Origin of the sequence: Glycomyces mayteni (assembly GCF_042428885.1) — a bacterium.
In the GTDB taxonomy this organism is placed as follows: domain Bacteria; phylum Actinomycetota; class Actinomycetes; order Mycobacteriales; family Micromonosporaceae; genus Glycomyces; species Glycomyces mayteni.
Genome location: NZ_JBHMBP010000005.1, coordinates 233,950 through 246,047, shown reverse-complemented (window position 1 = coordinate 246,047; position 12,098 = coordinate 233,950). Strand labels below are relative to the sequence as shown.

Sequence of the window (12,098 nt, the reverse complement as noted above, 5' to 3'; positions counted from 1 at the left end):
GGATTCATCGGTGTCAGCCGAACTGGTCGAAGGGCGGGGCGTAGGCGAAGGAGCCGTGCAGGTCGTCGTTCCAGGCGGCGAGGGTGCGGATCTGGAAGTAGTCGCCCCATTCGTGGGGTCCGGGGTCGACGCCGTGGGCGGAGGCGGGAACGAAGCCGAAGCGGCCGTAGAACTTCGGGTCGCCCAGGAGGATGATCGCGGGTTCGCCGGCGGCGTCGGCGGCGCCGATGGCGGCGTGCATGAGGGCCGAGCCGATGCCCTTCCCGTGGCGGGCGGGGTCGACGCCGATGGGGCCGAGGCCGAGGACGCGGGTCCCGGCGAGGGTGCCGTAGGTGGAGACGACGTGGCCGGTCACCTCGCCGTCGGTCTCGGCGACGAGGGAGAAGCGCGGGTCCCACGCGTCGGTGCCGCGGAGGGCGTCGACGAGGTCGGCCTCGTGGCCGGAGGCGTGGGCGGCGGTCTTGAAGGCGGCGTCCTGGAGGGCGTGGACGGCGATCTGGTCGCCGTCGGCTTCGCGTCGGATGAGTGTCACCGCACGAGTATGCCCGCTACCGGCCGAGGATGCTCCGGGCCCGGCCCAGCATCGCGGGGTCGACCATCTCGCCGCCGGGGAGGGTCGCCACGCCCCCGTCCGCGAGGGCGGCGACGACGGCTTCGGCCCAGGCGGTCTCTGCTGCGGTGGGCGCGAAGACCTCGCGGATGACCGGGAGCTGCTTGGGGTGGACGGCGGTGCGGCCGCGCAGGCCGAGGGCCCTGCCGCGCTCGGTGTCGGCGCGGAGGCCGTCGAGGTCCTGGATGCGCGGGTAGACCGAGAGCATCGGGGCGGGCAGTCCGGCGGCGCGGGCGGCGACGAGGACGAGGATGCGGGCGTGGTCGAGGACGGCTTCGGCGGTGGCGCCGAGGTCGGAGCGCAGGTCGGCCTCGCCGAGGGCGAGGGCGGCGACGGCGGGGTGGGCGGCGATGGCGGCGGCGTTCTGGAGGCCGCGCGCGGACTCGATGAGCGCGGTCAGCGGCAGGCCCTGCGCGAGGTGGGCGATGACGCCGAGGTCTTCGGGCGTCTCGACTTTGGGGATGCGCAGGCCCGCGGGCGCTCCGGTGGCGCGGACGGCGCGGATCTCGTGGTCGGCGCCGACGTTGACGCGGACTTGCACGTCGACCGTGCCGTCGTAGGCGGCGAGCCAGGCGGTGACGTGGTCGAGGGCGGCGGCCTTCGCGGTGTCGGCGACGGCGTCCTCCAGGTCGAGGATGACGGTGTCGGCGCCGGAGGCGGCGGCCTTGTCGAAGCGGTCCGGGCGGTCGCCCGGGACGTAGAGCGCGCTGACCGGGTTCATACGATCCCCTTCTCCCGCAGTCGTTCGAGTTGCTCGCGGGTCACGCCGACCTCGGCGAGGACCTCGTCGGTGTCCTGGCCGTGGCGGCGGCCGGGGAAGCGGATCGCGCCGGGGGTCTCGGAGAGGCGGAACAGCACGTTCTGCATCTTGAGGGGGCCGAGCTCCTCGTCCTGGACGGTCTGGACGGTGCCGATCGCCCGGTACTGGGGGTCGGCGAGGACGCCGCGCACGTCGTAGACGGGGGCGACGGCGGCCTGGGCGTCCTCGAACGCGGCGACCACCTCGGCGGTGGGGCGCGCCTTGATCCAGGCCCCGACGGCGTCGTCGAGTTCGTCGGCGTGCTCGGCGCGGGTGTGGCCGGAGGCGAACCAGGGTTCGGCGACGAGATCGCCGCGCCCGACCAGGCGCAGGACGCGTTCGGCGATGGACTGGGAGGAGGTGGAGACGGCGACCCATTCGCCGTCGCCGGTCTTGTAGACGTTGCGGGGCGCGTTGTTGACCGAGCGGTTCCCGCTGCGGGCCTGGAGGGTGCCGAGCTGGTCGTAGGCGGTGATCTGGCCGCCGAGGAGCATGAGGATCGGCTCGATGATGGCGAGGTCGACGACCTGGCCGCGGCCGTCGCGGTCGGCGGAGCGGAGCGCGACCATGACGGCGTAGGCGGTCGCGAGCGCGGCGATGCCGTCGGCGAGGCCGAACGGCGGGAGCGTCGGGGGCCCGTCGGGCTGGCCGGTGAGGGCCGCGAAGCCGCTCATGGCCTCGGCGAGGCTCCCGAAGCCGGGGCGGTGCGAGTAGGGGCCGGTCTGGCCGAACGCGGTGACGCGGGCGACGACGAGCCGCGGGTTGGCCTCGTGGAGGCGCTCGGGCGAGAGGCCCCAGCGTTCGAGGGTGCCGGGCCGGAAGTTCTCGATGAGGACGTCGGCGTCGGCGGCGAGGCGCAGCAGCAGGTCGGCGCCCTCGGGGTCGCCGAGGTTGACGGTGACGGTGCGCTTGTTGCGGCCCAGGGTCTTCCACCACAGGTTGACGCCGTCCTTGGAGGGCCCGTGGCCGCGGGAGGCGTCCGGTTTCGTCGGGTGCTCCACTTTGATCACGTCGGCGCCGAAGTCGCCGAGGAAGGTCGCGGCGATGGGCCCGGCGAACAGGGTCGAGACGTCGAGGACGCGCAGGCCCTCCAGCGGCGCGGTCATGCGCGCTCCTCTCGGGTCAGGTCCCAGGCGATGCGGAAGCCGATGCTGCTGGAGCGTTCGAGGCCGAGGCCGGGGAGGAGGAATTTGAGGCTGAACGAGGGGTCCTGGACGCCGCCGTCGGTGTACCAGTCGGAGCCTTCGGAGCGGTGATCGCTGCCGCCTTTGAGCATCGCGAAGCGGGTGACGCCGTCGGCGTGCTCGCTCTCGGTCCAGTTCCACACGGCCGGTTCGCGGCGCGCGAAGCCGGGTTCGGCGGCGGCGAGCTGCCATTCGAACTCGTCGGGGAGGCGGGCCCCGGCCCAGGCGGCGTAGGCGCGGGCGTCGTCGAGGGACACGCCGGTGACGGGCGCGGCGTCCGCGGCGTCTTCGGTGCCGCACAGGAACCGGTCGCGGATCTGCGGCTCGTATCCGGAGCGTTCGAGGAACTGGCGGTACTGGCGGACGGTGACCTCGTTGGCGGCCACGGCGACCGGGCCGGTCTCGGCGGTCACGGTCTCTTCGCGGTCGTCGTGGAGGCGCGGGGGCAGGGGCTTCCACTCCTCGACGTAGGGCGCGCCCTGGTAGAAGCCGGTCTCGCGGCGGCGGAAGGTCACCGGGAGCCGTCTGGTGCCGGGGGCGGGCCGCACGGCGGTGTTGGGCGGGATCTGGAGTGCGGACCGCTTCGGGCGCACGCGGACGGCGTCGCGGGCGGGGAAGCGGGCGTCGGAGGAGCCGGGGTCGGCGGCGGCCTCGGCGAGGAGCGCGTCGAGCCATTCGGGAGCGGCGGCGCCGGGGGCGAGGTCGAGGATGCCGGTGATGCCGCGGCCGGGGACCTTGACGGCGCCGGTGACCTCGGTCCCGGCGGTGAGGTCGAGGCGGCGGCCCGCGGCGGGGGCGGCGAGCGGGGCGCCGATCCAGTCGATGTCGCGGCGGTTCACCAGGGTCCACAGGGTGAGGTCGCCGAGCGTCCAGCGGGAGGCGTAGACCCCGGCGGCGACCGCTTCGGGGGTCGCGCCGTCGAGGGGCGCCCATTCGCCGTCGGCGAGCACGTCGGCGAGGGCGCGCTGCACGCGGAGCATGCGCCGCAGGGTGGCCTCGTCGCGGCGGTTCCACCCGACCCAGACGCCGAAGACCGCGTCCCACACGAGGACGCCGGTGCCGTTCATCCACGCAGACTGGAGTTCGCCGGAGTGGTCGCGGTTCCAGCGGCGGATGGAGTGCATCATGTGGCGGCGCTCGTACCAGTGGGCGCGCTGCACTCCGGGGGCCTCGGAGTCGGCGAACCACTGGGCCCAGGACAGGAGGTGGTCCTCGATGCGCTGGTTGGGGACGCGGGACTCGCCTTCGAGGACCTGCGGCGGGTCGGTGGCGGTGAGGGCGCGGGTGAGGTTCGCGTCGCCTTCCTTGAGGGTGTCGAGGAAGACGCCGTCGGCGCCGATCTCGGCGCAGAGGGCGGCGAGTTCGTCGGCGTCGTCGCGGCCGGTGCGGCGGGTGCCGGTGTCCCAGGGGTTGTAGTCGACGAACACGCGCAGGCCGCGGTCGTGGAACTCGCGCACGAGCCCGGCGAGGCCGGGCACGTCGCGGTAGAAGTCGAACTGGTTGCGGTCGTCGATGCCGATGACGGGGTAGGCGTGCCACAGGACGAGGCCGTCGAGGCCGCCTTGGCCTGCGATGGACTCCAGGAACCGGTCGACGGTGAACCGCTGCTCGGCGTGGTCGAAGAGGCGCTCGTCCCACAGCCACACCTGGGCGACGGCGAACGCGCGGGACGCCCACGCCGTGCGGGGGTCCTCGTAGGCGTTGCCGTCGTAGGCGAGCCGGGCGCGGGCCTCGTCGCGCCAGGCGGCGAGGTCGGCGCGCCAGGCGGGCCAGTCGGCGGGGTCCTCGGGGGCGGCGAAGATCTTCGCGACGTCCCCGGTCCCGGGGTCGATCTTCCCGCCTTCGGGCAGGACGGTGGGCCGGTCGATGGGGCGGGGCACCAGCGGGTCGAAGGTGTTGGTGGCGGCCTCGTCGGGATCAGCGTGCGTCACGGAACTCCCGCACCTCCTCCAGGGTCGGAATGGACGGGACGGCGCCCTTGCGCTGCACAGCGAGCGCGGCGGCGGCGGTGGCGAAGCCGGTGGCGGCCACGAGCGCTTCGAGGCCGGTGGCGGCGCCGCCGGCGGCGTCGTCCAGGGCGGCGGCGAACGCGCCGACGAACGTGTCTCCGGCGCCGGTGGTGTCGACGGCGTTGACCTTGTAGCTGGGGACCCGGACGGGGTCCTGGCCGGGGACGCCGACGAGGGCGCCTTCGGCGCCGAGGGTGACGATGACGGCGCAGCCGCGGGCGGTCAGGGCCGCGACGGCGTCGCCGGGCCCGGCCAGGTCAGCGGCCTCGTGCTCGTTGACGACGAGCACGTCCACGGCGGAGAGCACGTCGGGGGGCACGTCGCCCGAGGGCGCGGCGTTGAGGACCACGCGGGTCCCGGCGGCCTTCGCGGCGGCGACCGCGGCGGCCACGGTCGGGACGGGCGTCTCCAGTTGCAGGACGAGCACGTCGGCGTCGGCGATGGCCGCGTGTTCGGCGGCGGTGAGGTCGGTGAGCAGCGCGTTCGCGCCGGACTCGACGACGATGGAGTTCTCGCCGCGCCGGTCCACGAAGATCGCGGCGGTCCCGGTGGGGGCGTCCACGCGGCGGTCGAGGAGGGTGATCCCGGCGTCGCGGGCCTCGGCGGCGAGCCGGTCGCCCGAGGCGTCGGCGCCGAGCGCGGCGATGAACCGGGTGTCGGCGCCCGCGCGGGCGGCGGCGACGGCCTGGTTGTTGCCCTTGCCGCCCGCGAACGACCCGAAGCCGAGCGACAGGACGGTCTCACCGGGCGCGGGGATGCGCTCGACCTCGTAGACGAGGTCGAGGTTCGCGGAGCCGAGGACGAGGACGGTCATGCGGAGGCCTCCAGGGTGCGGGCCGCGAGGGCCGTGAACGTGGCGCCGGCGAAGCCGGGCACCGAGGTCGTGTACCGGTCGTCGAGGGGCGCGGTCCACTCGGCGGGCAGGGCCTTCGCGCCCGTGATGGCGCCGGTGATCGCCCCGGCGGTGGCGCCGACGGAGTCGGTGTCCCAGCCGCCGGAGACGGCGAGGGTGATCGTGCGGTGGAAGTCCCCCGCGCCGCGGGCCAGCGCGAACGCGAGCAGCGCGGCGTTGTTGAGGACGTGGACCCAGTGGAGGTGGCCGTACTCGGCGTGGAGGGCGTCGATCGCGGCCTCGTCGGGCAGGTCGCCCGCGGCGAGTGCGATGCCGCGGGCGACGGCGGCGGCGTAGCGGCTGCGGGCCGGGACGACCGAGAGCCCTGCGGCGAGGACGGTGTCCACGGAGGCGCCGGTGACGGCGGCCGAGGAGGCTGCGGCGGCGAACATGGCGCCGTAGAGGCCGTTGCGGCCGTGGGAGAGGCGCGCGTCGGTCCAGGCGAGCGTCGCGGCCTCGACGGGCAGGCCGGGTCGGGTCCAGCCGTACAGGTCGGTGCGGATCTGCGCGCCGATCCAGTCGCGGAAGGGGTTGCGGACGGCGGCGGCCCGGTCGGGTTCGACGCCGTCGAGGAGGTTGCGGTAGGCGATGCGCTCGGCGGTGAAGACGCGGCCGCCGGGGAGGAGGTCGAGCCAGGCCTGGGCGACGTGGTCGGTGGTGAAGCCGGGCCCGTGGCGCTCCAGGAGGTGGAGGGCGATGAGCGGGAAGTTGAGGTCGTCGTCCTCGGGCATCCCGTCGATGTTCTCGGCGAGGCTGGTGGGGCGCGAGCGCCGGTTCCACGGGTGGCGCGCGGCGATGTCGGGGTCGAGGCCCTGTTCGGTGAAGTAGCCGTGGAGGGGCCAGTTGCCGGTGGACTTGGCGATGGCGCGGATGCCGTCGAGGGGGATCTTCTCGACGGGTTTGCCCAGGAGGCATCCGGCGGCGCGGCCGAGCCACGCGCCGAGGACGCGGTCCTGGAGGTTCCCGGGTTCGGGGAGTTCGGGGGGCGCGGCGAGGGCGAGGACGGGGCCGAGGTCGTCGGGTTCGTTCGCTTGCAGCGCAGCGGGGTCGGGGAGCCGGTCGAGGTCGTCGAGGAGCTCGCGGGCGAGGGCGCGCAGGGGTTCGGGGGCGGGCTCGGGGGTCGCGCCGGAGACGGGCGCGGTCGTGGAGCCGCCCGCGGCGGTCCAGCGGTCGCGGATCGCGGCGGCGTCGCGGCCGTCGAGGCGGGCCGCTTCGAGCGCGTGCGGGACGAGGTCCTCGGGCTGGGTCCAGGAGAGTCGGATCATGCGGCGGCTCCGGCGTAGGCGGTGCGCGCGTCGGCGACCTTTGCGGCGCGCTCGGCGTCGCGGGCCCACACGTCGCGGGCGACGGCGGCCATGGCGGGGCCGGTGGCGGTGACGTCGATGCGGCTGGCCGCGGAGACGTCCTCGACCCAGGCGGCGGGGACGGCGGCGAGGCCGCCGAGGGCCCCGGCGATCGATCCGGCCATGACGGCGATGGAGTCGGAGTCGCGGCCGTAGTTGACGGACCCGAGGACGGCGTCGCGGTAGTCGCCGCGGGCGGCCACGAGCATGCCGAGGGCGATCGGGAGTTCTTCGATGGCCTTGGTGCGGCTGGGGATGCGCGCGTCCATGGCGGGGGCGCGGTAGTTCGGGCCGACGGTGTCGAACGGCTCGACGGCGCGGCGCAGGTCGGCGAGGCCGGTCCGCCAGTCGGCGACGGTGCGGGCGGCGTCGGTGACGGCGGCGATGGCGGCGCGGGTGCCGTCCTTGGCGAGGCGCAGGGCGGTGGCGACGACGGACTCGACGCTCGCGCCGGGGCGCATGGCCTCGGCGACGGCGGCGGCGTAGACCCCTGCGGCCTCGCGGCCGTAGGAGGACTGGTGGGCTCCGGCGACGTCGATGGCCTCAGCGTAGGCGGCCTCGGGGCTGCCCGCGTTGACGATGCCGATCGGGGCGGCGTACATGGTCGCGCCGCAGTTGACGATGTTGCCGACCCCGGCTTCGCGCGGGTCGATGTGCCCGTAGTGGAGGCGGGCCACGAGCCACTTCTCGGCGAGGAAGATCCGGTGCAGCAGCAGCGCCTCGGACTCGAACTCGGGGATCCACCGCTTCTCCCCCATGAGCAGCGGCACGAGGTGCGCCGCGACGTCGTGGGCGGTGAGGTGGTCCCGGACGGTGCCGTACACGTCGACGAGTGCGCAGGTCATGAGCGTGTCGTCGGTGATGTGCCCGTCGCCCTTGTGGTAGGGGGCGATGGGGCGGGCGTTGCGCCAGTCCGCGTTGAAGGGCGGCACGATCCCCTCGATGAAGCCGCCGTACCGCTGCTGGATCGCCTCGGGCGTGTTCCCTTCGGCGGCGCCGCCGAGCGCGTCGCCCACCGCGGCGCCCGCGAGCGCGCCGGTCGCCTTGTCCACGAGTACGTCGGTGTTCGGCGGCAGGGTCATCGTGTCTCCTCAGTTCGGTTCGGGTGCCCGCCGGGGCCTCGCGGCCCCGGCGGCGCGGGGTGGTTCGGGCGGTGGCTATCCGAGGCTGTTCCAGCCGTCGGTCAGCTGCGTCTGGAGCTGCTCGGCGGTGATCTCGTCGGCCAGGTACTGCTGGAGGGCCGGGGTCGCGTACTGGTCCTTCCACTGCGGGTAGTTCACAGCCGACTGGAACGGCGCGGCCGACAGGCCCTCGCCGGAGGCGAGGATCGCGTCCCAGCCGTTCTCGCCCGCGGTCTGCTCGGCGACGAGGTCGCGGGCGTCCGTGGAGGAGGGGATGAGCCAGTCGCCCTGCGCGAGCGCGGCCTGGTGGTCGGCCTGCATGAAGAAGTCGATGAACGCGGCCGACTCCTCGACGTGCTCGGACTCGGCGGCCACGGACATGGTCTGCGGGTTCGCGGCCTGGGCGGCCCCGGCGGTGCCGGCGAGCGGGGGCAGGACCGCCCAGTTGAAGCCCTCGGGCGCGGACTCGGTGATCTGCTGGGCGATGTAGTTGCCCGCGACGTACATCGGGTACTTGCCGTCGAAGAAGCCCGGCAGCACGTCGGAGCCGGACTGGGTCAGCGAGACCGGGTCGAGCGAGCCGTCGTCGTAGGCCATGGCGTGGATGCGCTCGGGCACGGCGAGCTCTTCGGCGCCGACGTCGATGGCGTCGCCGTCGAAGAAGGTCCCGTCGAATCCGAGGGAGAGGTTCATGACCGCGGCGGTGGGCTGCTGGAGGCCCCACCCGAGGCCGAAGCCGTCCCCGGCGACCTGGCCGGCGAGGGCCTGGAAGTCGTCCCAGGTCAGCTCCGTGCCGGTCGGGAGTTCCAGGCCCGCGTCGGCGAACGCGTCGGTGTTCGCGAAGACCACGTACGACTGGAGCAGGGTCGGGGCCGCGACGACGGCGCCGTCGGAGGCGGTGACGGTGCCCCAGATGTCGTCCGAGACCGCGGACTTGGTGTCGTCCGAGAGGTAGGGGCTCAGGTCGGCGAGGTAGCCCTGCTCGGCGAAGCCCATGATGTCGGCGGACTCGTCGTGGATGATGTCCGGGGCGGTGCCGCCCTGGAACTGGGTCACGAGCTGGTCGTGGACGTTATCCCACGAGCCCTGGACGAGTTCGACCTGGACGTCGGGGTTGGCCTCGTTCCAGGCGTCGACGATTCCCTGCGTGGCAGCGATCGTGGTGTCCTGGTAGGCGAGGGACTGGAAGGTCAGGGTGACCTTCCCGCCGTCGTCGCCGTCGTCCCCGACGCCGAAGGCCGAGCATCCGGTCAGCGCGAGGGGCAGGGCGAGCAGCCCGGCAACCGCGGCGACGCTGGCGCTGGTGCGAGTTCGCATTTCGTTCTCTCTTTCCATAGTGGTCGGCCCGGTCAGCCTTTGACCGCGCCGCTGAGGAGTCCGGCGGTGAGCCGTTTCTGAATGAGCATGAAGAACACGAGGCTGGGCAGGCACGCGATGAGCGCGGCCGCGGCCAGCGGCCCGAGTTGGACCTGCCCCTCGGCGCCCACGAAGCGGGCGAGGGCGAGCGGCAGGGTCTGCATGTCAGGGTCCTGGATGAGCACGAGCGCGAAGAAGAACTCGTTCCAGGAGTTGATGAACGTGAACAGGCTGGTCGCGACCAGGCCCGGGGCCAGGAGCGGCAGCACGATCTTGACGAGGGTCTTGAACCGCCCCGCGCCGTCGACGGCGCTGGCCTCTTCGAGTTCGACGGGGATCGCCGAGACGTAGCCCTGGAGCATCCACAGTGCGAACGGCAGCGCCCACACCGCGTACACCAGGACCAGGCCCAGCAGCGTGTTCACCAATCCGATGTCCTTGAGCAGCAGGAACAGCGGGATGATGATGAGGATGAACGGGAACACCTGCGACAGCAGGATCCACCCGGTGGCGACGGCCCGCAGCCTCGTGCGGAACCGCACCAGCGCGTAGGCCGCCGGGAGCGCCACTGCCGTGACGATCACGGTGGTGGTGACCGCGGTCAGGAGGCTGTTCCCGGCCGCGCGGAACAGGTCCGCGCGCTCGATCGCGGTCGTGAAGTTGTCGAAGCTCAGCGACTGCGGCAGGAAGCTCGGGTCGGGCGAGCGGATCTCGCGGTCGGTCTTGAACGCGGTCGTCAGCAGGAAGACCAGCGGGAACGCCAGGAAGCACATGTACGCCAGGAGCGCGACGTACTGGAGCGGGCGGGCGAGGGGGTTGCGCATCGACTTCGTCATGAGTTCCGGCTCCGCATCTGGGCGCGCAGGTACAGGATCAGGAAGGCGCCGATCAGGATGACCATGACGTTGCCCATCGCGGCGGCGTAGCCGAAGTTGCCGTACCGGAACGCCTCGTTGTACGCGAACAGGCTCGGCAGCATCGTGGTCCCGCCGGGGCCGCCCGCGGTCAGCACGAACACCAGCGCGAACGAGTTGAAGTTCCAGATCAGGTCGAGCGTGGTGATCGCCGTGACGATCGGGCGCAGCGCCGGGAGCGTCACGTGCCAGAACCGGCGCCATGTGGAGGCGCCGTCGATCGCGGCGGCCTCGTTCAGCTCCGCGGGCACCGACTGGAGCCCGGCCAGGAGCGTGATCGTCGTCTGCGGCATCCCCGCCCACACGCCCACGACGATGACCACCGGGAGCGCGATCGCCGACTCGCCGAGCCAGTTGATCGAGGCCGGCAGGCCCACCGCGTCGAGGGTCCGGTTGACAGGCCCGTAGTTCGGGTTGAGCATGAGCTGCCACATGATCGCGATGATCACCGGCGGCATCGCCCACGGGATGAGCGCGAGCGTCCGCGCCAGCCAGCGCAGCCGCAGGTTCAGGTTGAGCAGCAGCGCCAGGCCCAGGGAGGCGAGGAACTGGAGGATCGTCACCGAGAACGCCCAGACGAGGCCGATCTTGAACGAGTTCCAGAACAGCTCGTTGCCCATGAGCGCGGCGTAGTTGTCGAGGCCGTTGAAGTGCGTCTCGGCGTTCAGCCCGGCCTTCGCGTCGGTGAAGCCCAGGAGCACGCCGTACACGAGCGGATAGACGCTGAACAGCATCACCGGCAGCAGCGCGGGCAGGACCAGCAGCCACGCGTCGCGGCCCTCGGTCGAGCGGCGCCGCTTCAGGGGCGGTGCGGGTGCGGCGAGGACGGTCATGCCTGGCCTCCGGTGGATTCGCGGACGGACAGGGCCGGCGGGATGACGATGCGGCTGACGGGGGCGCCGGGGTCGGCGATGCGGCGGATGAGGAGCTTCGCGGCGGCCTTGGCGCGCTTCGCCGAGCCCAGGTCCACCGAGGTCAGCGACGGGGTGGCGAGTTCGGCGGCGTCGGTGTCGTCCATGCCGACGACCGCGACGTCCCCGGGGACGCGCCGCCCGGCCGCGGCGAGCTCCTTGAGCGCGGCGACGCCGAGCAGGTCGTTGGCGCCGATGATCGCGTCGGGGCTGGCCTGCCCCAGGAGCGCGGCGGTGGCTTTGCGCCCGGCCTTGTACGTGAACGCCGAGGCGGTGACCTGGAGCTCCGCGGAGGTCGCGAGCCCGAACCGCTCGATCGCCGAGAGGTACCCGGCGAGGCGCGCCGAGCCGGGCACCGTGTCCACGGGGCCGTTGACGAGCGCGATCCGGCGGCGGCCCTGGGCGACCAGGTGCTCCACGGCGAGGCCGATGCCCGTGGCGGAGTCGGCGCGCACGTTGTCGAGCGCGACGTCGGCGGGGAGGGTGCCGATGACGACGATCGGGAGGCGGCTGGACCGCATGGCCTCCACGAGGTCCTCGGTGATGCGCAGCGGGCTCATGAGCAGCCCGTCGGCATACCCGCGGTTGAGGCTGGTGACCAGGTCGATCTGCGACTGCGGGTCGGCGCCGGTGGAGGAGACCACGAGCCGGTACCCGGCCTTGGCGACGATCCCGGTGACGGTGCGCATCATCTGCACGTAGACGGGGTTGCCGACGTCGGCGACGGCGAGGGTGATCTGGTCGGTGCGGCCGGTCCGCATGGTGCGGGCGCTGGCGTGGGGGACGTAGCCGAGTTCGTCGGCGGCCTCGCGGACCTTCCTGGCGAGCTCCTCCGAGGCGGAGCCGCCGTTGAGGACCCGCGACACGGAGGACACGGACACGCCGGCCTTGGCGGCCACGAGCTGGAGGTTGGACTTCTTCGTCTCAGCCATCCTCGATCCTTGCTGGCAGGAGGGGTT

At 73.3% G+C, this 12,098-nt stretch carries 11 protein-coding genes; all 11 read right to left on the bottom strand.

Features of this window, described 5'->3' with window-relative positions:
- Positions 1-13: 13 nt before the first annotated feature.
- The 11 genes from ACFFXY_RS22735 to ACFFXY_RS22685 all read right to left on the bottom strand — a co-directional run bounded on the left by ACFFXY_RS22735 (position 14) and on the right by ACFFXY_RS22685 (position 12,071).
- Complete coding sequence (locus tag ACFFXY_RS22735; protein WP_382356124.1) at positions 14-532, bottom strand: GNAT family N-acetyltransferase; 519 nt, start codon at positions 530-532, stop codon at positions 14-16.
- 16 nt (positions 533-548) lie between these two features.
- Positions 549-1,331, bottom strand: a complete 783-nt coding sequence (locus ACFFXY_RS22730; protein ID WP_382356122.1) for an HpcH/HpaI aldolase/citrate lyase family protein — start codon at positions 1,329-1,331, stop codon at positions 549-551.
- Positions 1,328-2,515 carry a CaiB/BaiF CoA transferase family protein gene (locus tag ACFFXY_RS22725; protein WP_382356120.1) on the bottom strand — a complete coding sequence of 396 codons (1,188 nt, stop codon included), beginning with the start codon at positions 2,513-2,515 and terminating at the stop codon, positions 1,328-1,330. Before ACFFXY_RS22725 ends, ACFFXY_RS22730 begins: the two co-directional genes overlap by 4 nt.
- Positions 2,512-4,524 carry an SUMF1/EgtB/PvdO family nonheme iron enzyme gene (locus ACFFXY_RS22720; RefSeq protein WP_382356118.1) on the bottom strand — a complete coding sequence of 671 codons (2,013 nt, stop codon included), beginning with the start codon at positions 4,522-4,524 and terminating at the stop codon, positions 2,512-2,514. Before ACFFXY_RS22720 ends, ACFFXY_RS22725 begins: the two co-directional genes overlap by 4 nt.
- A complete protein-coding gene (locus ACFFXY_RS22715) occupies positions 4,511-5,416 on the bottom strand; it encodes a ribokinase (protein WP_382356116.1) in 906 nt (301 codons plus the stop codon). Before ACFFXY_RS22715 ends, ACFFXY_RS22720 begins: the two co-directional genes overlap by 14 nt.
- Positions 5,413-6,759 carry an ADP-ribosylglycohydrolase family protein gene (locus ACFFXY_RS22710; RefSeq protein WP_382356114.1) on the bottom strand — a complete coding sequence of 449 codons (1,347 nt, stop codon included), beginning with the start codon at positions 6,757-6,759 and terminating at the stop codon, positions 5,413-5,415. The genes ACFFXY_RS22715 and ACFFXY_RS22710 overlap by 4 nt, the downstream gene beginning before the upstream one ends.
- Entirely contained in the window at positions 6,756-7,919 is a 1,164-nt protein-coding gene (locus tag ACFFXY_RS22705; protein WP_382356112.1) for an ADP-ribosylglycohydrolase family protein, read from the bottom strand. The genes ACFFXY_RS22710 and ACFFXY_RS22705 overlap by 4 nt, the downstream gene beginning before the upstream one ends.
- 75 nt (positions 7,920-7,994) lie before the next feature.
- Positions 7,995-9,275 (bottom strand): ABC transporter substrate-binding protein, encoded by a 1,281-nt coding sequence (locus tag ACFFXY_RS22700; protein ID WP_382356110.1) that lies wholly within the window; start codon positions 9,273-9,275, stop codon positions 7,995-7,997.
- 32 nt (positions 9,276-9,307) lie between these two features.
- Positions 9,308-10,150: a carbohydrate ABC transporter permease gene (locus tag ACFFXY_RS22695; protein ID WP_382356108.1), complete on the bottom strand. Its 843-nt coding sequence runs from the start codon at positions 10,148-10,150 to the stop codon at positions 9,308-9,310.
- Complete coding sequence (locus ACFFXY_RS22690; RefSeq protein WP_382356106.1) at positions 10,147-11,061, bottom strand: carbohydrate ABC transporter permease; 915 nt, start codon at positions 11,059-11,061, stop codon at positions 10,147-10,149. The genes ACFFXY_RS22695 and ACFFXY_RS22690 overlap by 4 nt, the downstream gene beginning before the upstream one ends.
- Complete coding sequence (locus ACFFXY_RS22685) at positions 11,058-12,071, bottom strand: LacI family DNA-binding transcriptional regulator (RefSeq protein ID WP_382356104.1); 1,014 nt, start codon at positions 12,069-12,071, stop codon at positions 11,058-11,060. Before ACFFXY_RS22685 ends, ACFFXY_RS22690 begins: the two co-directional genes overlap by 4 nt.
- Positions 12,072-12,098 lie beyond the last annotated feature (27 nt).